Origin of the sequence: Bacillus sp. GC_Bacil_1 (genome assembly GCF_026540675.1) — a bacterium.
GTDB lineage: Bacteria > Bacillota > Bacilli > Bacillales > Bacillaceae_G > Bacillus_A > Bacillus_A cereus.
This window is the reverse complement of sequence record NZ_JALNUG010000001.1, coordinates 293,922-319,781: the sequence shown is the minus strand read 5'-3', so window position 1 is coordinate 319,781 and position 25,860 is coordinate 293,922. Positions and strand designations below refer to the sequence as shown.

Genomic DNA, 25,860 nt, shown 5'->3' with positions numbered 1-25,860 from the left:
GTGTCGCTCCCCTTCCATTAATTCCGTATATCTAATTATTAAGCTTTATAAAAGCGAAAAAGTCAACTACCTATATAAAAAATATAGATAGTCGAACGATTCATTTTATTAAAAAACAATTAATCTTGTATAAACGCAGCAAGTGCCTCTAATAACACTTCTTGTGCTCCTACAATTTCGGTCGGCATTGCTTCCCATTTTTTCGAAAGCTCCGTCTCTACTCTTATTCTCAGCTCAGAATTCATTTCTGCTAGCACATATTCTTTCGTTGCTATATCAACATCAAGTAGCGCAAGTGCATATAATTCCGGGTCATTTATTTCTTCGAATAATCGTTTTAATACTACCGGTGCTATATGTTTTAATTTTTCAATATGAATTTCCTTATCCGAAAATAGTAACTCATATTGAATAAACGTAACATTTTCTTTAATCACTTTAAAATAACAATTATTTTTTTTATCATTCACAAAATAACCATTTGGATCTGCAATAATACTCTCTACTTTACGAATTAAATCTGGCAAACTATTCGCCGCCATTACAGTCCGCTGCTCAACCTCACTCGGCGAAATGAATGTAACGCGATACTTATTTTGCGCCATCCTCCTCACCTCTCCTTTTATAAAAATCTATCGTCACATACTATCCAGAAGGCACTGGTCTACTATGAAATGATTATCTCATCTCCAACTATCTCAGTACGCCTCCATAGCTCTATTCTTACAACTCGGAGCTCTTCTGGACCATAACCGTTTATCCACACTAAACTTTGCTTACCTCTTCTTATACTACCCTAGTAACTCTCCATACCTCTGTCCTTACACACCAGTCGAGGCCCTATTACACACTAACCGCTCAAAAACAACGCTGGGTCCTCTCGTCAACCCTAAAAAGACCTTTTTAAGAACTTTTCAATAACTCTATGTTATTAAACCAAAACGCTATTTGCTGATCCGTAATATTTGGCAACATAACAAAAAACTCACGACACTTCATCTCATCCTTAAACAGTTGATACTTCCAAACGCTATCGCTACCAACACTTATGAAATAAAACTCATGGATACGGCCAATGATTGCTTGTTTTTCGCCAAATGAATACGGAGGCACTTGCTTAATTTCAAATTGATCTGGTAAATATACATGCTCTTCTCGTTCTATTTTTAATACTTGCTCGGCAAGTTCACGTTTATTTTCGAAAAAAGGCAATTGTAAAATTCGCTCTTGTCTTGTCATACGAATAAAAAACCCTTTCTACTCCATTACATTTTTTCTTTACGATATATTATCGAATTAAGTTTACAACTTCATTTAATACTTCATCTGAAACTTTAATAACTTTCGCATTTCCTTGGAATCCGCGTTGATATAACATTAAGTCAACGAATTCTACAGATAAATCTACGTTTGCACCTTCTTGTGCACCACCACGCACTTTACCCGCACCGTTTTGACCAGATGCACCAAGAGCTAAAATACCTGTTGTATTCGTCGCTGTATAGTTACCATTACCTGTTTTCATTAGTCCGCCTTCGTTCGGGAACATCGCAACAGCTAATTGACCTGCAGATTTCATACTTCCATCAGAATATTTTACCATCACATATCCACCGTCAGCAATGAAGCAATCTTTAACCGTCGCTGCAGCTCTACCATCTACGTCTGTTACTGATAATGTTTTATCTGTTGGATGGTTTGTTAAATGACTTAAGTCTAATTTTATAGAGCCGCCATCAAATGGAATATTGGCCCCTTGCTCTTTCGGATTTGGATTTCCAACAGCATCAAATGTCATATTACCACCTGCACCTGGAACATCCTTAAACTCTGTTTCTTTTTTCGAGTCATTACGCATTTGTACTTTATATGTATAATTATGTTCACTCGTTTGTTTAAACTCTACACGCATTGTCCATGTATTTCCCGCATTATCATATACAGGTAAATCTTGTGTAATTTGTTTTTCACCAGTTGGAATATTGCCTTTAATTGTCCCTTTCGATGTTCGAATACCACCAATTGCTGTTCCCATTGGAATTTGCAACGGTCCTGGAATTCCAGATAAATCAACTTCACCAGTTGCCTCATTTGCAGGGTATGCAAATACGTATTGACCTTCAGTATTCGTAATATAGTAATCTGAAGATATCCCAAACGTACCTTTACGAGTAAATTCCATATTTCCGCCTTTTGAATCACCTACAACGAAGAAACCATTACCTTCCATTGCGGCTTGTGTTTTGCCACCTGTTAACGTAATTGTACCATCACTATAATCCGTAACAGTACCACTCATTTTCACACCGTTACCAATACTTTTCGGATTCGTTCCTGCGTATTTACCGTCACCTTTTGCACCAATCGAATTGTTATATAGTAAATCATCAAACATTGCTTTTTGTTTTTTATAACCTACTGTTTGTGCATTGGCAATATTATTTGAAGTTACACTTAATGCATTTTGTGTTGCATTCATCCCTGTAATACTTGTATATAACGCTTTAATCATAACGTATGGACACTCCTTATGAATTTGTAGTTTTTACTTCTTCAGTTACTTTTTGATCGTCTTTCTTTGCGTCTTCTGGGTTCGTTTCCCCAATCGGTTTATCAGACACTCTCTCAACGAAACGAAGAGATACAACCTTATTATTAATAACGAGCTGTACATCGTTATTTTCCGCAAGGCGAACCGTTTCTACTTGACCGGTTACTTTGTTTCCGTCACCGTCAACACCTCTTACGTATTTACCTAAAAACTTCATTCCACCATCAAGTGCTGTTGAATACATCGTTGATTGTAGCTTATCTACTGCTTTCGTCATATTCTGTACTTGTTCCATAAGAGATAACTGTGCTGTCTGATTCATCATTTGATTCATATCCATCGCATTAAATGGATCTTGATGTTGGAAACTTGATAAAAACAATTTTAAGAAATCATCTTTCCCCATTACCCCAGGAGTCTTTTGCGCTCCTGCCGAAACTCCATTACTTTGTTGCACTGGCGATTGTACACCATTAACAGGTACATTACTTTTTTGCGCTCCTGCTTGTAACGGAATATGATTTGTACTCGTTGTATTTAATCCAACTGTTGGCACTCTTTATTCCTCCAATAATCCCGCAAATTCTGTTGATTGTTGTTTTTCATGATTTGTATTTGCTAATTTCTGTTTTTGCCTTTGCTCTTGTTCTCGCTGTTCTTTTCGATTTTCATCTTTATCTGAATAGCTAATTTGAATATTGATTTCTTTTTCTTTTAACTTTAATTTCAATTCATCAAAAATGATTTCAACACGTTTTTTCGCATCGTGTTTTTCCATTTCTACGTGAACGTCAATTTGATCTCCGTGTTTTTTCATAAACACTGTTAATGTACCAAGTTTTTCTGGATTTAACTGGAATAAAACACGTTCTTGTTTCACTACAAATTTTTGCAGCGCTTCTACTTGCGCTTCCATTTTCTTTCCTAAGTCAGGTAATGAAACTTTCTCAGCACCACTATTTGATTTCCCTATTTGTTCGGTACTCGTCGTTTTATTTAATAACTCTGCACCTGCAGAGCTCGAATCATTTAATGCATCAACCTCTGGCAACTCTACCTTTGCATCATCGCTCTCAAGTTTCGGAAGATCTACCTCTTTAGACTCTTCTTGTTCCTTTGCAATATTACAAGTTTCTGTTTCTACAACTTTCAATGCTTGCATCGTTTGCTCTGGCATCTTCATTTTGTCTAATACCATTTGCATTGTATCTTCTAAACATATAGCATTTTTGATATTCATATTTGAAAGAAGTTCTTGTAATTGTTGTAATTCAGCTGCAGGTAATTCATTAAGTTTAATATTGCCATATTCTTTATATAGCTCTTGTATTTTTTGTATGTATTGATATAACAATTCCGGCTGCACATGTAATTGCTCAATTGCAACCATTTGCTCAGATACAGCTAATAACAACTGTTCTGTCTCTTTTTTTTCTTCTTTCTTTACATTTGGTTCTTCTTTCGTTACCGATTTTTTAGAAAGAATATAATCTTTTTTCTCTTCTGTTGGTGCTTCTTCTCGTTTCGTTTTCTCCGTTTGCGGCTGTTTTTTATTTTCCATTCTCATCGTACGATCGAATGAAGAATCTTCATTTTTTGATTGTACTTCTAGCCCTTTTTCTTTTTGCGGAGGTAAACTTTGTTGCACCGGTAATACAGACTGTATCACTACATTCACCTCATCCATTCATACACATTTTCAAATCCAGAAGCATTTTTTCTTCCAGCTTTTCTTGTGCTTTCGCAAGCTTTTTACAATTTTCTTGATACATCTCATCAATGACACGTTCTTTTTCTTTTACTTGCTCTAAAAGGCTTTCATTTTTTTGAATAAAACCTTCCGTTTTTTTTATTTTTCGATTCCATTCTTCTATTCTTTCAGGTGAAAACGTATGTGAAGAAAGCATGCCCGCCATAATACGTTGCCCAGTTTGTACGACTTTACTACGCGATTTCACAACATATAAATCATATTCTTTTTTTTGTTCTATTTTTCTTTTTTCAGCTGTTAATTCATACACTTCTTTTAAAATATGTTCTTTTTCTTGATTTATTTGCAATTTTATTGTGTCGTACTGCTGTTTATCCACCTGTTTTCATAGCCCCTTCCTATTATAACGTTCTCTTTTTCTATTATATAGTTTTTTTCCAAAAAAATCTGTGAAATATTAAAAAACAAAAAAATAAGACCTCTTCGGCAGAGGCCTTATACTATATGGTGTATCGCTTCAACGATATCATCAAATTGGAAACTATCCGATCGACCTTGCTTTAAAAATGTATTTATGCCTTCTACTTTATTTTTACATTCAAAAATATAAGCATTTTCTTCATTTTCTTGAATCGTTCCTAACTTAAAATACAATTCATTTTCTTTATAAATTGATAAAATTTTTCTCATTTCATTTGCAAGTTGCCAATGATGTGGCGAAACAATTTCTTCCATAATCCTACTTACTGAATCTAATACTGAAATTGCAGGATAATGACTAAGCGTTGCAAGCTCACGCTTTAATACAATATGTCCATCTAAAATACCACGTGCTAAATCTGGTACGGGACCATTTAAATCGTCCCCATCAACAAGCACCGTATAAATACCTGTTATAGATCCCTTTTGTGTTTTCCCAGACCGCTCTAACAGCTTCTTCATATAACTTTCCATTAACAGTGTTTTACCACCAATCGGTAACTCTTTAACAGCAATATCAACACTTCTTCGTGCATCGGCGAAACGAGTAACAGAGTCCATCATAAGTAATACGTTATTGCCTTGATCACGGAAGTATTCAGCAATAGACGTTGCGAGTTTCGCGGCACGAAGTTGCATAAGGTGACTTTCATCTGACGTCGCTACAACAACGACGCTTTTTCGCATCCCTTCCTCGCCTAACTCTTTTCGAATAAAGTCTTTTACTTCCCGACCACGTTCTCCTACTAAACTAATAACGTTTATATCAGCTTTTGCATTTTTTGCTATCATTCCAAGTAAAGTAGATTTACCAACACCTGACCCAGCAAAAATACCAATCTTTTGACCGATACCAATTGTTAGCATAGAATCAATTGATTTTATTCCTGTTTCAAATACATCGGTAATCTCTTCACGTTCAAATGCATGTATAGGCGGTGCATCTAGTTTAATTTTCTGTAATGGAATGTTTTCAGCTTCCTCATTTAACACTTCACCATTTGCACTTAACACCTTTCCGAGCAAGTGATTACCACGTGGTACAACAACATCTTCTGAAACTAATGTCACTGAATCTCCATAACATACTTTTTCTGTCTGTTCAAATGGAAGTAGCATATTATTTTCTTTTTCAATGGCAATCACCTCACATAAGACGTTATGTTCTCCAACGAAGCAAACATCTCCGATCTTCGCTTTCGGCCCTTTTGCTACGAAAAACTGTTCTTGTACACTATGAACTTTGCCTACTTTCGTATACAGCGGTGTTTCAATGAACTTATTCCATTTTTCGTTCTCATTCATTAACAGGCGGCTCATACATTTTGCTCCTCAAATAACTTCTCTTCTTCCCATTTCTGACGAAGTTTCGCAAATATAGGTGCAAATTTAAATTCAAAGAACTCTTTCTCTTCTTCCAGAACAAATTCACCAAACTGCAGGGAGAAATCATATTTCCATTCTACTAATTGTAGTAACCAATATTCTTTCGTATTCTCCTTCTCTTCTTGAATACGTTCAAACGTTTCTGGATGTACTGTAATGATTAATTTTTCAAACGAAGTTGGCAATGTTTGCACGATGCCAGTTAAAATAGGTAACACATCAAGCGATCGTGAATCTACCGCTTGATTCACGATTTTTTCTGCTAGATGAAAAGATTGATCCCATAATAACTCTGTCCATTCATATGCTGTTTCTTGTTGTTCTTTTTGAAACTGCACACGCGCTGCTTCCATCTGTTCCATTTGTTCATGAATATGCATTTGAAATTGTTCTTTATCTTGTAATAACTGCTGCCGCTCTCGTTCTAGCATTTGCTTCTCTTGCCTTAGCTGATTCATTTCCATATGTAATGACTCTTGCTGGGCGCGAAGCTCTGCATGATCAGTTTGTAATTCTTCCTCTTCTATTTGGACTGAAGCTGGTTTTGGAAATTGTAATTCATACGTTTCTTCAGAAAAAGAAACAGAATTCTTCGGAATTCTGTTTTTAAATAAGGACATCCTCTTCACCTCTTTGAACGATAATTCTTCCTTCTTTCTCTAGCTTTTTCACTGTACCAGTAATCGTTTGCTGCGCTTTTTCAGCATCCGTCATCTTAAGCGGTCCTAAGCCATCTAATTCTTCTAGAATCATCTCTTTACGGTTTGAAGACATACATGTAAATAATTTCTCTTTAATTTCTTCTTTTGCAATTTTAAGTGCTTTCGCAAGAACACCGTTATCTGTAATTTCTTCTAATACACGGCGAAGCGCAAGATCTTCAAGACCAAGTAAGTCTTCAAAGACAAACATATTTTCTTTAATTTTCTCAGATAACTCATAATCGACTTCATCCAGCTTTTGGAAGACTGTTTTTTCAACACCACGTGAAACATTATTTAAAATGTTTACGATTGTTTTCAAGCCATCAGTTTTATTAATTGCACTGAATGCCATATTATTTAATTTCGATTTTAACAACTCACCAATTTGATTAATTAATTCACCATCAACTTGTTCTAACTTCGCAATACCCATTACCGTCTCTACTCGTTTATGATCTGGCAATCTCTCAATTAATTGAGACGCAAGTTGCGGTTTAATATAAGAAGCGATAATTGCAATTGTTTGTGGTGACTCATCATTAAGCACTGTAAGAAGTGGTTCTAAATCTGTAAGTGAATTTAAGAATTCAAATGGATTATCTTTGTTATACCAAAGATCTTCCAATAATTTTTCCAGTTCGTCTTCTGGCATGTTTTTAAATATGCGACGAATGTATTCTTTATCTGGAGTGACTAAGTTCAATTCTTTTACATTTAGTTCATATAAGAACTCTCCTAGTACATTTTCTAACGTTTCTGGTTTGTATACACGAAACTTTGCGATTTCACGAAGTAATACTTCTTTTTCCTCAGCTGTCATATATTCAATGACTTTTGCTGCCACCCCTTCTTCTAATGTACGAATAAGGATGGCAGCTTTTTCTTTGGAGGAGATTTCATCTAACATCGTTGTTCCTCCCTTACTGTCCGTTTAACCATTTTTTAATTACTTTTGCAGTTCCTTCTACATGTTCTTTCGTAGCATCCTGCACTTGTTCATCTAACGTTGGTTCTTTCGGTTCTTCTGGTTCAGGTTTTGGCTCTGGCACTATTTTTTCTTCAGGAATTTCCAAGATACTTTCATTACTTGCAGCAATTTCGTCTTCTGCTAAGTATTCTTCATATTCCTCTTCTTCTTTCTTTCTCTTACGTCTTGCTAATAAGAACCATACTAGACCACCGATTGCTAATAAGCCAGCTGTAATTCCACCGAATAACCACCAGTTCATACCACTTTTTTCTGGCTCTTTCTCTTTTTCGGCTTTCGGCTGATCGAACTGAACAGTTACAACGTTAACTTGACCATTTATAAAGTTACCGTTCGGATCAGCTTGAAGTCCTGCCGCTGTTCCGATTGCTTCTTTAAAAGTTGTCATATCCATTCTACGTTTTACTAACGTATCATTATCTACCCATACAACAACATTTGTTTTCGTTAATTCTGGGTGTTTCTTAATTGTTTCAACTGTTTTATCTATTTCATAGTTTTCGATTTTGTTACCATTTTTATTATCATAGACAACTTTACCATTTTGATTATTGTTCGTACCGTAGTTTGGCACTTCACCGTTCGCTGTAATACCAGCACCTTGCTTCGTATCTGCCCCTTCTTGCGCAGTAGAGCTTTCCTCTTGCTCTTGTTTACTACGAAGTACACCTTTATCACCATACTTTTCTGACTGACGTGTAACTTCATCGTAGTTTACAGATACTTTCGTATTCACTTTATATTCATTCGGTTTAAACATCGTCATTAACGTTGCATCAATATCTTGCTTTAATTTACCTTCAAGTTGATGCTGCATCTCTACTTCTTTCTCATAAGAAGAAGAACTACTAGAATGTGCTTCATCTGTCCCTTTTGAGATAACACCTTTTTTACTATCAATAACGCTTACTTCTTCTGCCTTCACGCCAGGAACTGCTGCACTAATCATTTGCTGTATACCTGCAACTTGATCAGCTGTTAACAATTGGCCACGCTTCACTCCAACCGTAATCGCCGCTGTTCCTTTTGCTTTTTCTTCATCAAAAATTGTCTCTTTTTCAGGCAATGTAATTTGAACATTTGCCGTTTCAACTGTCGCAAAGTTTCTTACAATATCTTGCTCCAATTGCTTCTTCGTACCGACAATTTGCTTCATTTTTTTATCTTGCTCACTTGAACCGAGCGAGCTTTCTAATAAAATTTCCTCACCGCTTTTAGAATTAAACGGTAAGCCCATCCCATTCATTTCTTTTCGAACCCATGGAGCATCATTCTTTTGCACACGAATCGAACCATCGGCCGCTAATTGATAATCGACACCTAACTTCGATAATTCTGCTGTAATCTCTTGTTTATCTGTATCATTTAAATTTTGATATACAACAACATATTTATCTGGCAAGGTGAAGTATAAAAGTGCTCCTGTTACAATCGCTAAAAGCGCAGCACCAATTACTAACTTATGCCACGTTTTTAACGATTGGATAACATTTTTCATCTTTTCCATTTAAACACACCCGTCCACTTTCCTAAATTTGCATATTAATTAGTGACTTATAATTTTCAATAAGATTATCACGTACGAGAGCAGCCGTTTTCATTTGAGACTCAGCTTTCTTTTGCTGAATTAAAACGTCATGTGTTTCTCCTACCCCTTTAGTTAGTAAATCATATACTGCTGTTTGCGCATTGTTTTGCGTTTGATTCATATCTTCCAATAAATCAATAAACTTTTTCCCCTCAACTACAGATGTTTGAGAAGTTTTCGATGCACCAATTGACTGAATTGCTCCAAATGGTTGTGTATTTAACATTGGTTGGATTTTCATATTACTATCTTCCCCCTTATCCTCGGCCGATTTCTAAATCTTTATCAAGCATTTTTTTATTTGCATTTAATACACTCGTATTTGCTTCATACATTTTTTGAGCAACCATAACATTCGTCATTTCAGCAGTTACATCAATATTTGGATAACGTACATATCCTTCTTCATTTGCGTGCGGATGCGTCGGATCATACACTAAATTTTCCGTTTTGTCTGCTTCAATACTTTTTATCTTCACTCCGTTAGTAGGAGCCCCATCTAGCATACTTGCAAAACTATTGTTTGATTCTAGCACCACACTACGACGCTCATATAAATCTGCCCCCGGAGCCGCCGTCGTATTTGCATTTACAATATTGTTAGAAGTAACTTCCATCCACTTTCTCGCTGTCGTTAGCCCTGAGCCACTTGCATTAATTGCCTGAAACATCCGTTGTCTCTCCTTCTACTTTTAACGTCCGCGTGCCGCTTGGTTAATTGCATATTGTGTATTAATTGCGTTAACTGAAATACCGTATAACTGATTTGTTTTCATTAAATCTAGCATTTCTGTCGTTACATCCACACTATTTCCGTCTTTATTCGTTTGCATTGATTTTGTTTGAATCTTTGCATATGTATTTTTCGTATTTACTGTCGGCAAGTGCATTTCATTCGTTTGATATAAATCTGGATTGCTCTTTAAATCAGCCGCATTGTTTTTATATAATGCACTACTTTTATTCATCTGCTCAGCAAATGTTACATCTTGTGCTTTATAGCCAGGTGTATTCGCATTTGCAATATTACTAGAAACAGTATTTCGTTTCGTCACTAAATAATTCATATAATGGCTTACATCACTCACTAAATCTGGCATATTCCACACCCTTCCTTTTCTAACGTAATGATCCACTGATAGAAGTTTCACTTCATTATTTATTTTCTTATATGCGTTTATTAAAATATTTACTATTATGTACCCTTACATATTTTATTCCATTTTTTCATTATTGTCTTTAGAAAAATACAAAAATATAAAAAAGAATGCAAAAAAACTGTATACACATAGTAATCTATAGAACATTTCAATATATAAACTACAAACTAAAGTCCATTTTTCTATTATTTAGATTACTATTATTTTTTCATCACAGTCATAAAATGAAACCTCAATCAGCGGATTTCTTTATGTAAACGAAGGAATAGATCCCCTTTTAAAAGGGGGATCTGCTTCCAGACGTTATTATTAATATTTACCGTAAAATGAATTAGCCTTCATTCGCCCATCATTTGTCATAATCATTTCTTCCAAAATCTTTTGCTTATCTCGAATATGCTGAGCTGCCTTAATAATGAATGGGCTTACTTCTGCTGCAACTTGCGCACGCGTTTCTTCATCCAATGTCATCATCCAGCGATTTAACATCTCACTCTTCTCAGCAAACTCTCTGTCTGACACTTGCAATTCACCGATTTCATTAAAACAGCTGACAAACGTCCGATAAATATCATTGTTCATTTTCAAGTGCTCCGCGGTAACCGTCTATTAAATCTTGTAACACTTTCACAATTGCATCAATATCTTTCGCTTCACGCGTTACTTTCATCGTTTGAATTTGAATGCTAATCCAGTCATATAAACCATATAGACTATCATATAAATCTTTCGTAATCTCAGGATTTAATTGCAGCTTTAGTTCTTCAAAAATACGTTCTAATTTTTCAAGAAGTGCGTCCCCTTCTTGTAGTTTAAAAGTATGTAAAAGTTCTTCTAAATTACGAAACTCTACAATACATCTTTCATAAATAAAAATTGTATTTTTAATCGGATTACTCGTCATAATATCATTTTGCATATAACGTTGCCATGCTTGCATACGATCACTTCCTCAACTTTCATTAATCATCACTTTTTTGTTTTGTCATTGCTTTAATTGTTTTTAGTTGGCTATCAAGCGCCGCCAATGTACTTTCTAGCTTTTGATACTTCTTCACAATTTCATCTTGCTTTTGCAAGTTTTGCGTTTCAATATCTTTAATCTTTTTATCTAAATCACTTACACGTGAATCAATGTTTTTTACTCTCTCGCCGACTACACCTTTATCACCGAATAGTTTATCAAGCGGTTCTTCCATCATTTTTCCTAAACCGTTAGAACTAAAGAAAAATTGCTTCGCTGCATCTGGCTTCTCTTTTAATGCTTTCGTTAACTTTTCGTCATCAACTTCCATCGTTCCATCTTGCTTTAATTGAATACCAAATGTGAATAAATAATTACCATCTTGAGAAAATGTTACGACATTGTTCATCGCTTGACGTACACTTTGCATAATAGCTTGACCTTGGAAAGCTCCACCTTTTCCAGCAAAGATATCTACTGTAGAAACAGCTTTGTTATAATCAGCTACCATTTTTTTAATAACATTCGATGCATCTGTTACGTTTGAGTCATTTACTGTAAATTTCAGATCTATACCTTTTGTTTTTGGATCTGTTGTTGTACCAGCATCTGGCGCTCCTTCTACTTTCGGCTCAGTTACCTTTAATAATTCAATTTTCACACCTGGAAGAGCTTCAATTGTATTCGTAGAACTTTCATCTGTAATACCATTAATACTATATTTAGCATTTTGTGCTTCATTGATTGTATTAAGCGCTACGCCATCCGCATTAGCTAAACCAATATCTTGAAATAGTGTAGATGTGTTCCCCTCAAACTTAATTACTCCATCTGTTCCTTCTTTTTTCGAGGTCATGAAAATTTTATTTCCAAGTGTATAAGCTGATACGCCATAATCTCCATCATTAATCTTATTAATTAAATCTTTATATGTCATATCAGTTGTTACTTTTAGTTCTTTACCACCAAGTTTTAATGTTTCATCTTTAGGAAGCTTCGCATTTATATCTTTAATGTCATTTGAAGCTATTTGATGACGCTGTGCAAGCTGTGTAATCGTCATATTAAAAGTTCCTGCAATCGCACCACCATCAGCTTTTACATTAATATAACCGTCTTGTGTTGTCGTTACTTTTTTCTCATTTCCTTTAAAAGCCGCTAAGTTTTTAAAAGTTTGTGTAAAAGAACTAAATTCTGATTTTAAACTTGTATATAGTAGTTTATCATTTGTAAGGTCATTCTTTTCTTTCGTATATGGTGTTTTTCTCATATCTAAAGCATTCATTTCTAATTCGACGAAGTTAGAAGTATCGATCATATTATTTCCGAGGTTCCAAATTTGTTGTCTACCACCAATACCTGTCATCGTTGTTCCTGCCATTTTTCTCACTCCTTATAGATTACATGTAGTCTAAAATACTCGTTTTACTCATCGTACTAACCGCTTTAAGCGTCGCTTCATACGTTGCATTTATATATGCCAAGTCAGAAATTGCGACCGCTAAATCAACATCCTCAATTTCTTTACGGTTTTCTTGAAGCGCTAAATTTTGCTCACTTAAAATTGTTTTAAACGTCTCCATTGTGTTCATTGTTGAACCAACTTCAGTTGTACGGTTAATGATGCCATCTAAGTTTTTCTTATTTTCTCCTAATAACGGTTGTAACGCTTTTTGGTCACCTTTTTGCATCGCTTCGCTCATCTGTTTTAACGTTTTTATAACCGGTGATAATAATGCTTCTCCGTTACGAAATGCCTTTAATTCATAACCATCATTTAATTGCCAGTTCACATCATTTTTTCCGCCCTGGTACGTACCATCTTCTGTAAATGGTGGATTCTCTGCACTATCACCACCGAAAATATAACGGCCTTGCTCTTTCGTATTCGCTAAATATACAACTTGTTTTAAAATTTGATCAATCTCTGCACCAATGGCTTTCAATTCTTTTTCACCATTTGGCTCATTTAATGCCTGTACCGTTAATTGATCTGCTCTCGTTAAAGATTTAAAAATACCTTGTAAAGTATTTTCAGTTTGTGTTAATACATTTTTTGAGTCAGCTAAATCTTTCTGCATTTGTTCAATATTCGCCAATGAATGTTGAATCGCAAATGATTTACTCGCTGCTAGTGGATCTTCACTCATAAGAAGATTTTTCTTCCCTGAAGTTACTTGGTTTCTATGGTATTGTTGTTGCACATTCAAATCCATTAACTGATTCTTTGCCCAGTTTGCATTTTGAAATGTAGATACTCTCATTTCTATCTCCTCCTTATATATTTCCAATCAATTATTATCACTTATCGAATAATCGAAAATAGACTATCAAACACTTCATTCATTGTAGTAATAGCTTTAGAGTTTGCGACGAAATATTTTTGGAAGGCCATTAAATTTACCATTTCCTCTTCCATATTTACACCTTCAATGCTCATTTTTTCTTGTTGAATACCTTCTAGTAAGTCGCCATGAATTTTTTGATAACCATTTACTGCACTTTTATCAGATGCAACACGAACTATAAATTGATCTAATGCTTGTTTATAAGAAAGACCTTCTTTATAATCGTCCTCTGTAACTGCTGCTAGTTTATTTGCTGTTTCAGCAGATATTTTCATTTTCGAAATATCTTTTTGGAATTCTGGATTTAACTTCATATCTTTCGCATGATCTCCAACGAAGAAATCTTTTCCCATCACTGTATTCACTTGATTTTTCATCGAACTCATTAAGTCTTCAAGATTTTTTTTATAATCAACTATCTTCGCTTTCGTGTCAATCGCTGATTTTATCGCTCCGCTAGTTACATTGATTTCTGAACCGTAAATCTCAACTGACATTGGGTCTTTTTCTTTATTTAATTGAAGTGGATATGTATCTTGTCCATTTACTGTTAAAATACCATTCATTCTAACACTCGCGATATTAGGATTCATAGATTCATATGATACTTCTATATTTGCATACTTAGACATCTCTGTAACGATGCGATCTCGTTCGTCTAAAAGTTGATTTGGCACTTGTGTACCTGCTTGTCCAATTTTATGATTCGCTTCTGCTAAACTAGCAGCAAGACGATTAAATTCATTAACATGCGCTTCAATATCTTCTGCCGTCTGTGCCTCCACTGTATCTAAGTTTTTCGCAAGACGATTCACTTGACTTGTGAACTTCCCAGTTTCAGAAATTAATGTATCGTAGTAGTTTGGTTGTTCTGGATTTTTCGCCACTTCACGAAAGGCATTAAAGAAACCGTCCATTAAACTAGATAATGAATTCTTTCCTGTCGTTCCAACCATAGACTCTACACGTGATAAAGTCGAATTCATGTAGTTATAGTAAGAGAGCTGAGATAATTGATCATTAAACTGCTTCGTCTTTACCTCATCAGTAATACGGTCAACACCTAGCGTTTGTACACCGTAACCAATTCTCTGTTCTGGCGTATGACCATTGCTTGCTCCAACAGATCCGTAATTCACCATTTGACGCACATAACCCGGTGTATGAATGTTAGACAAGTTTTGTTTCGTTGTTTGTAACCCCATTTGAGCCGCTAACATGCCCGATAGCGGTGTATTATAATCAGATAATCTCATAAAGCTTCACTTCTCCTTTACAATAGTTCGTTCATAAAGATTTGCGAATTATTGTTTCGCTCTAAGTTATATTCAGAAACAGAATCCACAATACTTTCTGTAGTTTTTAATAGTACGTTTAAGTAATATTGATTTTTCAAAAGAATCATTTTTACATTCTCTTCTAATTCAGTTACGTTTTTTTGTAATTCTTCCATTTTTTCAATTTCTTCTTGAGAAAAATACGAAAATAACGCACTTACACGAAACGATTCAACTCCTTGTTCTTTACAGAACTGAACAACCATTTCTTCAAATGAGCTTGATAACCCTTTTAAACCATCAATGTACTGCAATTGCTCTACTTGCAACTTTTGAACTGCATTTACATTTTTATTTTTTAAATTCTCATATATTTGCTCTCCAAGCGCTTGAATATTTTCATACGCTTTTTGAATAATAACGAGTTTTTCATATAATTGTATGTACATATAGCTTCCTTCCTTTTACAAGACTAAATTCACAATTAAACCATGGATTTCTCCAATTTGATTTAACATTTCTAAATGTCCTGTTTTCGTATTAATTAAATTCATCACATCTTCTAATTCATTCAATCCCATTTCTGCCTGTTTCACAATCGTCATTTTCTGTGAATATCCGTAACGTGGGTGACGAGACATGACATCTTTATACTGCAATACATTATCAACGTAAAAATTCAAAAATGATTTTACTGTATTTTTGTATTCCATTACATTATCAAGCGTTAATTCCATTTCAATTTTCTCTTTAATTTCTCCAATATTATCGACAAACGCTTCCATTTGTTCTAGTAATTTATCTTTTTTCGGATCTGCATGCAAATTATCCGAAAATGTAAGTCCTGTCCTGACATTTGCTTCTTTCGGCATTTGAGTAGCAGGCGGTATATGCGATAAAATTGGATTATGCGAGATAGAACGTAGCATATATATCACCTATTTATTTTTTTATTTCTTCCTAAACTTAATCGTAAAATCCAGTTATTTATAATTATACTCTGAACAGTAATATTTTGCAGTTATTTTTTATAAAAGATATGTTACAATTTAGCATGAGGTGGCACAATTCTATGAATATTTTCCTTTGTGGTTCAAATCAATTAACAGCATTAGATCAAGAAGAAATTAAAAAATTTTTAACTGACTATGCTCACAAACATAAAATTTACATATTATGTTATAAATCTATTGAAAATGAGGTTCTTCGTTTTTTCGTTGAGAATGAAAGACTCGCTCAAAATTTATGCCTTTACACGCTGCAACCATTGCAAGCAATAACAGATGAATTTCAAGAAGTCGTTGATTACTTAAAAAAACACGGAGCCGAATATGTTGCTTTTGATCATCCTTCTGACTCCATTTACCGATCAGATTATATGTTTTTTGTTAAACAAATTATTGAAGACACTGATTTAGTTCTCTGTTTTTATAATGGGGACAAACATACATCTGTCATCCCTGTCGATGTTGCAAAAGAAGCAGGTATTGATGCTGTCATTTATGATTTACCAGGATTACATGAAAAGCAAATGAAAAAAAGCTTTGAACAAAAAATTCGTATGATGTAAAGGGGGAGGCACAATATCATTATTGTGCCCATTGTAAATATGATAATTGAACAAGATTATGATCATTTTATCGCGAGTTTTAAACAACAATTCAATATGGATATCGCTTCTTATAAACAAGATAGAATGCGCCGTAGAATCGATGCTTTCATTTCGAGAAAAGGCTTCGAAAACTACACTAATTTTTTAAACAAATTACGCGCTGATCAAAATTTATTTTTAAATTTTATTGACTATATTACAATTAACGTTTCAGAGTTTTTTAGAAATAAAGAGCGCTGGCAAACTTTAGAGTCGAAAGCACTACCAAAATTACTCGAACAAAATAGCGGAAAATTAAAGGTATGGAGTGCCGCTTGCGCTGCTGGTGAAGAACCGTACACACTCTCTTTAATTTTATCAAAGCATCTAGCTCCATTTCGTTTTGAAATTCAAGCAACAGATCTTGATTTTCATATTTTAGAAACCGCAAAACGCGGTCAATATACAGAACGTTCTCTGAAGGAATTACCTAATGATTTGAAAGAACGTCATTTCACAAAAGAGAATGATATATATTCATTGCATCAAAACATTAAACAAAACGTTACGTTCAAACAGCACGACCTTTTAATGCAGTCGTTCGATACAAATTATGATTTGATTATTTGTCGTAACGTAATGATTTATTTTACAGAAGAAGCAAGAGTAAAACTTTATGAAAAATTTAGTCGTTCTTTACGAAAAGGCGGTGTACTATTTGTTGGTAGTACGGAACAAATTTTAACACCCGAACGTTATAATCTTCAGCGATTTGATACATTCTTCTACGAAAAAATATAAAAGAGGTCGTCACAATGGAGTGACGACCTTTTTACATAACTCGAATTAAAATAATACCGACAATCCATATAAATAGAAAAAGAAACGTCATAGACCATTTATGTTCTTGCACCGTATGTTTCAACGCCTGTGACAATTGTGTCATGTTCATTTCCGCAAGCGCTCTCCATACACTTACATCCCGATCTTTAGCAATACGGTCTGTAACGCTAATTAAAATTGTTTCGTTAGACAGTTTCGTTATATAAGCAGTAATAACCGTTACCATCAAATTTATATTTCCTTCTGAAGAATCACTTTCCACTCTAGAGATAAGTGCACTCACATCTAGTAACGGAATATGTACTTTTCTACCAAATGATAGTTGTACTTCAGCGAAATCATATGTTCCATCTAACAAAGGAAGTTCTTTTATATGCGCCTGCTTAACAAGCCCTTGTAGGCTTCTAATTACTTGTTCAAATATTTTTTCTGTTTGCTTACCTTCTCCAGATAACGTGTGTAACTTTTTAAAAAGTTGTAACACTGTATCCATCTCTTTAGAAAGCATTTCCTTCATAATCTTTCCATCACTTAAACTTGCAAGTAAAATACCTATTTCATTATTTTTCGAAATAATTTTAGACTGTCCAGTAAACACTAAATTGCTACGCTTTCGTTCTTTCTGGATTTCATGCTCCGAAATAGCTGCAGGCTGTTTTAATGGTTGTAACGCCTTATCTTCAATTGTCGTACGTTTAATCTCCATTTAAGCGCCTCCACTACTATGAAATAATTAGCCCCATTCTTTATTACTCTTTAAAACTAAAAACAGTACGAATAAACCTGACATGATAGTAAACACATCAGAAGCTTGCACTCCCTGTTCACCTTTTTCTTCTTTCTTGTCTTTCGGTTCTTCTTTTTGTTCTTTCTTTTTAGAGGCAACTTGTTTGTTATTTTTCTCTTTTTGGTTCTTCCCCTTATGTACTTCCTTGTTGTCTTCGAACGGCTCTTTTATAACGTAAGTAAATTCCTCTTTCTCTTTCAACGGTTCTTTTATAAACTTATTTACTATCTCATCTTGCTTCGGAATTTGAACAACTGGCAAATTTTCTTCTGGAAGCGGGTTTTTGACTTTCGAATCTTCTTGTTTCTCATTTTCTTTCTTATCTTCTAATTCATTTTCTAGTTTATTATCTAATTTATCTTCTTTCTCTTTCTCTTCTATCTTTTTATCATCTTCGTTTTTTGGTGCCAAAACAGAAATGATATATTCACTTTTCTCAACAAGTTTATTACCTGCTGCATCTATTATCTCTACAAGTAATTCATATGGACCAGCCGGCAATGCTTCTGTTATTTCAAATACTTTTTGCCAATCCATATCATGCTTGTTGTAGTCTAATAAAAACGAAAGCTCTTTATTTTCTTTCCCTTTTAATGTAACGCGCACTTCTTTTACAACCGATTCTATATCTGACGCTTTTACTCGTAGATGTATAGAATCTCCCTGTTTTCGTTCAACTAAGTTCTCTTTTACTTCATCAATAGTAACTTTCTGTAACTTTGGCAATTCTTTATCTATAGTTGGCGTTTCATTTTTAATCCGAATGAGTGGGACTTTTACTTCATTTTTTACGAGCTCTTCTTTCTCATTCTCTTTGTAACTTTGAACAAGCTGAAGATTCCAATCACCTTGCAAATCAAAATCCCCTGCTTTATAGTTAGCAACCCAGCTCTTCGTTTCTTCATCATACTCAAAAGATAACATTCTTTCTTGCGCATATTGCTCGCCATTTTTTTGTAACTGCAATATACCTTTCATACTTTGAATGTTTTTCCCATTTGGTTCTACAGCAATTCGCACCTCTTCGCCAACTTTAAGCTCCAGCTTATTTACTGTAATAATTCCCTGTTCTGTTTCTATCTTTCTTTCACTCAATTGTTTATTTGCTACTTCTTGTTGTTCTGCTTCTTTTTGTTTCTCTTCTTTTTGTTTCTCTTCATCTTGTTTCGTTTCCACTTGCTCTGGCGGTTCTTGAGATTCCTTATTTTCTTCTTGTACATTCACTTCATTTATTTTTTGATCTGGCTCAATTTGTTCCTCAGCCTGACTTTGCAAGGGGAAGAACAAGCACACATGTATGCATAGCCAACTCATTAGAAAAAACTTTACGTTTTTCATCTACTAGTTCAAACTCCTATTTCAATGCCTTATAGTGATTTCGTCACTTTTACTCCGAAAAATCCATCTACATTTACAAGTTCACCATACGCCACTAATACATCATTTACATAAATACGAATTGGTTCATCAATATCCTCATCTAGTACAACTGCTTCATTTTCTTGTAAACTTAATATATCTTGAATCGTTTTCACTGTACTTCCAAATACAAATTTCACGTTCATTTCTACATTTTGTAGAATGGACGTGTCCATATATACTGGTTCCATTTGTTTTACTTCTTTAAATTCAATAGGTTGCACAACTGGTTCTACAATTTTTTCTTCTTCAATTTCTTCTGTGGCAATCTCTTCTTCTTCCACCATTGGATACAGAAGTCGCCTTACCATTTCTTTCGCTTCAGAAATTGGCAAAATTTGATACATTTTCGATTGAAGCAGATCACCAATTTCAAGATTGAACGTAATTTGAACGAGTTCGTCCACTTCCATTGACTCTCCCAAATACTCCATTTCTTCTTTTAACGTTACAAATTTAACATTTGGCGGCGTCATGTCCATTTTTTCTTGGAACATTTCTGACATCGCCGTAGCAGCGTGACCCATCATTTGGTTCATTATTTCTTTAATACCGCTCAGTTCTAATTCAGTAAGCTCTTTTTCCGGATCAACTTCACCTGTTCCCATCATCATTAAATCTACCATTGTTAAGGCGACATCTTTCGTAAATACGAATACATTCTCATTCTTTAGCCCTTCAACAAAGTCAACATTTAAAATAACAAATGGCACTGGTACTCCATCATAATGACGAACATTGATTGCTTCCACATTTGGTGTACTAATTGTAACTGGCTGATTTAAAAGCGTTGACAATACTGTTGAAGCGGAACCAATTGAAATATTTGCAATTTCACCAAGCACATCTTTCTCTTCTTGTGTTAAATGCTCTTTTTCAACTTCTTCTACAATCTCAGTTTCCACTACTTCTGCTGGCTCATCTTTTTCTTCTACTCCACCAGATAATTGCATTAATTTATTTACCATTTGTTTCGCATGCTCAACTGAAACAATTTGTACAAGTTTAGAGTTTACAAGATTATCTATCTTTAAATCAAACGACACTTTAACAATCGTATGATTCCCATCGATTTCAGAGATTTTTTCCATTTCTTCTGATAACTTTACAACATTAATCGTCGGCGGAGACATATCTACTGTATCTTGGAAGAATTCCGACATAGATGTAGCTGCGAATCCCATCATTTGATTCATCGCTTCTTGTACAGCACTTAGTTCTAATTCACCAAGTTCTTTTCCATCCTCCACTTCACCTGTTCCCATCATCATTAAATCAGCAATGGACAATGCAACATCTTGTTTAAGAACAAGAAGGTTTTCCATATCTAATCCTTTTGTAAAATGAATGTTTAATACAACATGTGGAACTTCGACATCTCTTGAATCATATAAATCTACCAACTCTATGCGAGGAGCAGTAATGCTTACTTGCCTATTTAAAATCGTTGATAATACAGTCGAAGCTGAACCAAATGATATATTTGCAATTTCGCCAAGAATATCGCATTCTTGAGGCGTTAAATGCTCATTTTCTTTTTCTAGCACAATCGTGCTCGTATCCCCTTTTGTGTGTTGCTCAGGCATTTTCCCTGCCTCCTCATTTCTGTTTTTCTATCAAATAATATAAACTCTCATTTGATTTTAGCAAACTTATTATATAAAACGTTAATATGTATGTATTCCCATTATTAGATTAGTAACGATTAGCCAAAAAGCTCCCCAATTGTATACAAGTGGGGAGCTTTCCTTCATTCCTATTATAAACCTTCTGGGTTTAAAATGAGGACCACTCGTCCATCACCGAGAATCGTCGCACCAGAGAAATAGTTAGAACTCTCTGCAAAGAAGTCACCTAATGACTTTAAGACTATTTCTCTTTGACCGATAATTGTGTTTACAATAAGTCCATAGCTGCGATGTGTATTACGAACAATTAACACAGGAACCATTTGACCATCATATGACGCAAACGCCTCATCTACTGTTTTTTCACCAAATACAGTACTTAAATGTTTCACTTCAATAATTTGATTACGATAATTTAACACATCTTTTCCTTGTAAGGATTGGATGTCTTCTCTCTTAATTCGAATTGCTTCAACGATATTTCCAAGAGGTAAAGCATAACGCTTATCATTCGTTTGAACAAGCATAGATTGAATAATAGATAACGTTAATGGAAGTTCAATTCTAAATGTACTTCCCTTTCCTTCCTCAGAATCAATAATTAAATGTCCACCTAAACTATGAATCGTATGTTTTACAACATCTAATCCGACACCGCGTCCAGAAAGATCTGATACAACTTCAGCTGTACTAAATCCCGGTTGGAAAATAAGATCAAACACTTCACGATCTGTTAATCTATTCGCATCCGCTTCAGTTACAACGCCATTTTTAATCGCTTTTTCTAATACTTTCCCTTTATTAATACCGTTTCCATCATCCGTAATTTGAATAACGACATGATTTCCACTATGAAAGGCTTCTAATTTAATCGTACCTGTCTCATTTTTACCTGCATCACGTCGTTTTTCAACAGTTTCAACACCGTGATCGATTGCATTTCGAATTAAATGAACGAGCGGATCGCCGATTTCATCAATAACAATTTTATCTACTTCAGTATCTTCACCTGTAATTTGTAAATCGATTTTTTTCCCTAAATCTTTCGCTAACATACGTACCATACGCGGGAAACGATTGAACACAGTTTCAATCGGCACCATACGCATATTTAATAGTACATTTTGAATATCTTTTGAAATATCGCCTAATCGATTTAAATGTTCAATTAGCTCCTTGTTTTGAATTATTTGAGCCAATTCATCAATGCGCCCACGTTCAATTACACTTTCTTCAAACATATTCATTAATCTTTCGATTTTCTCTAATTGAACACGAATTGAACGATTCTCCACTTTAGCATTTTTCGTTTTTGTAGTACTTTTAGCTGGCATAGTACTTGAAGGTTGATTCGTTGCCTCTATCGGTGATTTTACTTGCGTAACCACAGCAGGTTGTAGCTTTTCTTCTACTTGCACAACTTCTTGTGTCACGACTTTTTTAGAAGCTACTTCCTTCGATATAGGTTCTCCTTGCTTTACTTCCACTTTCTCAATTTCAGAAACATGAAGTACTACTTGTTTCAATTCTTCTATACTACAATCCGTATCCATAAATACTGTAAATTCAAATCCGAAAGCATCTGCTTCAATTTCTTCAATACTCGGAGCTGTTTTTTGTATATTCCCTACATTCTGCAATGCTTCAATACACATAATGGCACGTACTGCTTTTAAAATTGCTTGCTGTTCAACTGTTATATGCACTTCATGTGAAACTGCATCATCGTTGTCTATATGATTTTGCTCTATATGTTCCTTAGGAGTTTCTACATTGCCGTTCAATAATGCTTCTAATTTCTGTTTAGTTGACACTACATCAATATTGCCCATTCCACCTTGTTGCACATCTGCAACCATCTTCTCCAAATTATCAATGCACTCAAAAATCACATCAATAATATCCGCATTTACAACTATATTTCCATGACGAATTTCATCTAACACATTTTCCATCTTATGCGTTAAATCAGCCATCTCTGTAAATTCCATACTCGCAGACATACCTTTGAATGTATGAGCGGATCGGAATATTTCTCCTACAACATCCATATCAGCAGGATTTTGTTCTAACACTAGCACATTTTCATTTAGCGACTGTAAATGTTCTTCTGACTCTTCGAAAAATATATTTAATAGATCTGTTTGCATTTTTATCCCCTACCTGTCTAACAAACATTTCATTTATGTATAACAATTTAGTGTTTTACAATGAGAAAAAAGGGGGCCACACGTCGATCCGCTATCACTGTTTTGATTCCTTGTGGCACCCCTTCTATATTAACTATTTGCTACTTTTGTTAAAGCTTCAATTACACGATCCGCTTGGAATGGCTTTACAATAAAGTCTTTTGCCCCGCCCTTAATTGCATCTAATACCATACCTTGTTGTCCCATTGCAGAACAAATAACAACCTTTGCACTTGAATCAATTTTAATAATTTCTTTTAATGCTTCAAGCCCGTCCATTTCTGGCATAGTAATATCTAATGTTACAATATCAGGTTGAAGTTCTTTATACTTTTGAATTGCTTCTACCCCATTCTCTGCTTCGCCGATAACTTCAAATTCAGCATTACTTTTTAATAAGTTTTTAATCATCGTTCGCATAAACATCGCATCGTCTACTACTAAAATTTTATGTGCCATTCTTTTTAATTCTCTCCTTCTATGTATAAATATATCTTAATATTTCACCTTATCATTCTCACTCATTATACAAAATAAAATGATAAAATTTAATATTTTTTTAAAAGAATTTTCGTATTTTTATTATTTTATTATTAAAATAATAATATACTACTCTTTTATATAAATAACAACGCGACGGTTTTTTTCCCAGTTTTGCGGTGAATCATTTGGTACAATTGGCTTTGTGTCTGCATATCCTACTGCAGCTAGCCTTTTATCATCCACATTATACACTTCAATTAAATGGTGAATCATATTTGCCGCTCGTGCTGAAGATAACTCCCAATTAGAAGGGAATTTCTCGTTATGAATAGGTCTACTATCTGTATGTCCCTCTACAACAATTGGGTTAGGTACGGATTGAAAAAATCCAACTAATTGACTTATTATCCCTTTCGCTTCGGGCTTAACGTTCGCATCGCCTGTATCAAATATTAAATTATCTACTATAACGACGCTTACCCCTGTATCCTCTCGATATACATTCACTTGACTAATACCGTTATTATCTACATACGCTTTCAACTTCTTATATAATTCATCCATTCTCTTTTTTGAAATCATTTTTTCATCATTTTTTTCATGTGAAATATCTGGTATTGTATTTTCCATTACTTTTGCATCTACTTGCCCCGTATCACTAAACTTTTCAAGCATCTTTGACAATTTTACTGCATCTTGCTTTGATGTAGCAACTAGTAATACGAAGAAAGTTAATAATAACATCGTTAAATCTGTAAAAGTCGTCATCCAACGAGGCGATCCCTTTTGCGATCCTTTACTCATCATACCACTCCTTGAAATATTAGGCTGCTCCTCTTACCTTTTTTACCTTTGTTTCGTATACGTATGTATCCAGTTTCAACTTTAATTTAGAAGGGATTTGTCCGCGATACAATTCTGAAATTGCTTCTATTACAAACTTCTTCTCTGTATATAAATCTTCAATACCACGGTATACTTTTTCCGACAGAGGGATTGCAATCATATTCGCAAGTACAGACCCATATAATGTCGTTAACATCGCAACTGCCATCCCTGTACCAATTTGCGATGTATCTTGTAAGTTTTGGAGCATAATGATAAGACCGATTAACGTACCAATCATTCCCCAAGCTGGAGCAAAATCACCAATTTTATCTAATAATGCCGCTCCTTTTCTTAACTCATACACTTCCGTTTCAATATCTTTCAATAACACTTCTTTTAATTCATCTTCATCGTAACCGCTTAACATTAATCGAATTCCTTTTTGAATAAAAGGATTGTCTACTTGCTCTCCATCAACCTCTAAAGAAAGCAAGCCGTTCTTTTTAGACTTTTTCGAAAAATCAACAAACAAATTCGTTAACTGTTCTAAATCTTCTTCTCTTCTATGTAAAACAGTGAAAATACTTTTCGTATATTTTTTTATTTCTCCAAATCGATATGCCACAACAATTGTCGCTGTTGTTCCCCCTATGACAATTAAAATAGATGAAATATCTAAAAAGTTTTTGAAAGCTTTTATTCCACCGCCGCCAAGCATAATCGCCGCTATCACTATGATGAAACCTACTATAATGCCCACTGGGCTAGAAATATCAAACTTCCTTTTTCTTCTTTGTGGTCTAGCTAATACTTGATTTTTTTCTCCCATATTTCTGCCCTTTCCTTTCCATTTTCATATAACATTTTTTTATTTTAATAATACGTTTTCACATATAACATGTATTATACGCTTATCATCTGTTTATCGCAATATA

The 25,860-nt window shown here is 34.5% G+C and carries 29 protein-coding genes; 2 read left to right on the top strand and 27 right to left on the bottom strand.

What is annotated here, in order from left to right:
* Positions 1-119 precede the first annotated feature (119 nt).
* The 20 genes from OXT04_RS01735 to OXT04_RS01640 form a co-directional block, all read right to left on the bottom strand.
* Entirely contained in the window at positions 120-605 is a 486-nt protein-coding gene (locus tag OXT04_RS01735; protein ID WP_023521603.1) for a hypothetical protein, read from the bottom strand.
* Positions 606-903: 298 nt separating this feature from the next.
* Positions 904-1,239, bottom strand: coding sequence for a DUF3964 family protein (locus tag OXT04_RS01730; RefSeq protein ID WP_000198167.1), 336 nt, complete (start codon positions 1,237-1,239; stop codon positions 904-906).
* A 49-nt stretch (positions 1,240-1,288) separates the two neighbouring features.
* The gene (locus OXT04_RS01725; RefSeq protein ID WP_000588320.1) at positions 1,289-2,512 is read right to left on the bottom strand and encodes a flagellar hook protein FlgE; all 1,224 of its coding nucleotides are present in this window, start codon (positions 2,510-2,512) and stop codon (positions 1,289-1,291) included.
* A gap of 16 nt (positions 2,513-2,528) precedes the next feature.
* Positions 2,529-3,107, bottom strand: a complete 579-nt coding sequence (locus tag OXT04_RS01720) for a flagellar hook assembly protein FlgD (protein ID WP_001143462.1) — start codon at positions 3,105-3,107, stop codon at positions 2,529-2,531.
* 3 nt (positions 3,108-3,110) lie between these two features.
* Positions 3,111-4,220: a flagellar hook-length control protein FliK gene (locus OXT04_RS01715; RefSeq protein WP_000616458.1), complete on the bottom strand. Its 1,110-nt coding sequence runs from the start codon at positions 4,218-4,220 to the stop codon at positions 3,111-3,113.
* Positions 4,221-4,230: 10 nt separating this feature from the next.
* Entirely contained in the window at positions 4,231-4,641 is a 411-nt protein-coding gene (locus OXT04_RS01710) for a hypothetical protein (protein WP_000360860.1), read from the bottom strand.
* A 116-nt stretch (positions 4,642-4,757) separates the two neighbouring features.
* Positions 4,758-6,062 carry a flagellar protein export ATPase FliI gene (gene fliI / locus OXT04_RS01705; protein WP_000088692.1) on the bottom strand — a complete coding sequence of 435 codons (1,305 nt, stop codon included), beginning with the start codon at positions 6,060-6,062 and terminating at the stop codon, positions 4,758-4,760.
* Complete coding sequence (locus tag OXT04_RS01700) at positions 6,059-6,748, bottom strand: FliH/SctL family protein (RefSeq protein ID WP_000051703.1); 690 nt, start codon at positions 6,746-6,748, stop codon at positions 6,059-6,061. Before OXT04_RS01700 ends, fliI begins: the two co-directional genes overlap by 4 nt.
* Positions 6,735-7,739, bottom strand: coding sequence for a flagellar motor switch protein FliG (gene fliG / locus OXT04_RS01695; protein WP_000883364.1), 1,005 nt, complete (start codon positions 7,737-7,739; stop codon positions 6,735-6,737). Before fliG ends, OXT04_RS01700 begins: the two co-directional genes overlap by 14 nt.
* A gap of 13 nt (positions 7,740-7,752) precedes the next feature.
* The gene (locus OXT04_RS01690) at positions 7,753-9,327 is read right to left on the bottom strand and encodes a flagellar M-ring protein FliF C-terminal domain-containing protein (RefSeq protein WP_000413958.1); all 1,575 of its coding nucleotides are present in this window, start codon (positions 9,325-9,327) and stop codon (positions 7,753-7,755) included.
* Positions 9,328-9,349: 22 nt separating this feature from the next.
* Positions 9,350-9,649: a flagellar hook-basal body complex protein FliE gene (fliE, locus tag OXT04_RS01685; RefSeq protein WP_000701684.1), complete on the bottom strand. Its 300-nt coding sequence runs from the start codon at positions 9,647-9,649 to the stop codon at positions 9,350-9,352.
* A gap of 16 nt (positions 9,650-9,665) precedes the next feature.
* Positions 9,666-10,079, bottom strand: coding sequence for a flagellar basal body rod protein FlgC (flgC, locus tag OXT04_RS01680; protein ID WP_000484680.1), 414 nt, complete (start codon positions 10,077-10,079; stop codon positions 9,666-9,668).
* A gap of 21 nt (positions 10,080-10,100) precedes the next feature.
* Positions 10,101-10,559: a flagellar basal body rod protein FlgB gene (gene flgB, locus OXT04_RS01675; protein ID WP_074789290.1), complete on the bottom strand. Its 459-nt coding sequence runs from the start codon at positions 10,557-10,559 to the stop codon at positions 10,101-10,103.
* 318 nt (positions 10,560-10,877) lie between these two features.
* Entirely contained in the window at positions 10,878-11,150 is a 273-nt protein-coding gene (locus OXT04_RS01670; RefSeq protein ID WP_001058088.1) for a hypothetical protein, read from the bottom strand.
* Positions 11,140-11,508 (bottom strand): flagellar export chaperone FliS, encoded by a 369-nt coding sequence (locus OXT04_RS01665; protein WP_001149516.1) that lies wholly within the window; start codon positions 11,506-11,508, stop codon positions 11,140-11,142. The genes OXT04_RS01670 and OXT04_RS01665 overlap by 11 nt, the downstream gene beginning before the upstream one ends.
* 22 nt (positions 11,509-11,530) lie before the next feature.
* Positions 11,531-12,913 carry a flagellar hook-associated protein 2 gene (locus OXT04_RS01660; protein WP_023521601.1) on the bottom strand — a complete coding sequence of 461 codons (1,383 nt, stop codon included), beginning with the start codon at positions 12,911-12,913 and terminating at the stop codon, positions 11,531-11,533.
* A gap of 19 nt (positions 12,914-12,932) precedes the next feature.
* Entirely contained in the window at positions 12,933-13,796 is an 864-nt protein-coding gene (locus tag OXT04_RS01655) for a flagellar hook-associated protein 3 (RefSeq protein ID WP_023521600.1), read from the bottom strand.
* Positions 13,797-13,837: 41 nt separating this feature from the next.
* Positions 13,838-15,136: a flagellar hook-associated protein FlgK gene (gene flgK, locus OXT04_RS01650; protein ID WP_097919823.1), complete on the bottom strand. Its 1,299-nt coding sequence runs from the start codon at positions 15,134-15,136 to the stop codon at positions 13,838-13,840.
* A gap of 17 nt (positions 15,137-15,153) precedes the next feature.
* Positions 15,154-15,606, bottom strand: a complete 453-nt coding sequence (locus OXT04_RS01645) for a hypothetical protein (protein WP_000275878.1) — start codon at positions 15,604-15,606, stop codon at positions 15,154-15,156.
* Positions 15,607-15,621: 15 nt separating this feature from the next.
* A complete protein-coding gene (locus OXT04_RS01640; RefSeq protein WP_021728667.1) occupies positions 15,622-16,086 on the bottom strand; it encodes a YaaR family protein in 465 nt (154 codons plus the stop codon).
* 143 nt (positions 16,087-16,229) lie between these two features.
* Here OXT04_RS01640 and OXT04_RS01635 point away from each other — a divergent pair, with 143 nt between their 5' ends.
* The gene (locus OXT04_RS01635; protein WP_001020110.1) at positions 16,230-16,727 is read left to right on the top strand and encodes a flagellar motor switch protein FliG; all 498 of its coding nucleotides are present in this window, start codon (positions 16,230-16,232) and stop codon (positions 16,725-16,727) included.
* A gap of 39 nt (positions 16,728-16,766) precedes the next feature.
* Complete coding sequence (gene cheR / locus OXT04_RS01630; protein ID WP_000582875.1) at positions 16,767-17,549, top strand: protein-glutamate O-methyltransferase CheR; 783 nt, start codon at positions 16,767-16,769, stop codon at positions 17,547-17,549.
* Between the two features lie 31 nt (positions 17,550-17,580).
* Here cheR and OXT04_RS01625 read toward each other — a convergent pair whose 3' ends face one another.
* From OXT04_RS01625 to OXT04_RS01595, 7 genes are all read right to left on the bottom strand, one after another.
* The gene (locus OXT04_RS01625; protein ID WP_016082186.1) at positions 17,581-18,297 is read right to left on the bottom strand and encodes a hypothetical protein; all 717 of its coding nucleotides are present in this window, start codon (positions 18,295-18,297) and stop codon (positions 17,581-17,583) included.
* 27 nt (positions 18,298-18,324) lie between these two features.
* Positions 18,325-19,716, bottom strand: a complete 1,392-nt coding sequence (locus OXT04_RS01620; protein ID WP_023521598.1) for a hypothetical protein — start codon at positions 19,714-19,716, stop codon at positions 18,325-18,327.
* A 29-nt stretch (positions 19,717-19,745) separates the two neighbouring features.
* Entirely contained in the window at positions 19,746-21,383 is a 1,638-nt protein-coding gene (locus tag OXT04_RS01615; RefSeq protein ID WP_001115016.1) for a flagellar motor switch protein, read from the bottom strand.
* 173 nt (positions 21,384-21,556) lie between these two features.
* Entirely contained in the window at positions 21,557-23,575 is a 2,019-nt protein-coding gene (locus tag OXT04_RS01610; RefSeq protein WP_097919824.1) for a chemotaxis protein CheA, read from the bottom strand.
* 129 nt (positions 23,576-23,704) lie between these two features.
* Positions 23,705-24,073 carry a response regulator gene (locus tag OXT04_RS01605; protein WP_000940568.1) on the bottom strand — a complete coding sequence of 123 codons (369 nt, stop codon included), beginning with the start codon at positions 24,071-24,073 and terminating at the stop codon, positions 23,705-23,707.
* Positions 24,074-24,223: 150 nt separating this feature from the next.
* The gene (locus tag OXT04_RS01600; protein WP_023521597.1) at positions 24,224-24,901 is read right to left on the bottom strand and encodes an OmpA family protein; all 678 of its coding nucleotides are present in this window, start codon (positions 24,899-24,901) and stop codon (positions 24,224-24,226) included.
* A 19-nt stretch (positions 24,902-24,920) separates the two neighbouring features.
* Entirely contained in the window at positions 24,921-25,754 is an 834-nt protein-coding gene (locus tag OXT04_RS01595; protein ID WP_098256560.1) for a MotA/TolQ/ExbB proton channel family protein, read from the bottom strand.
* Positions 25,755-25,860 lie beyond the last annotated feature (106 nt).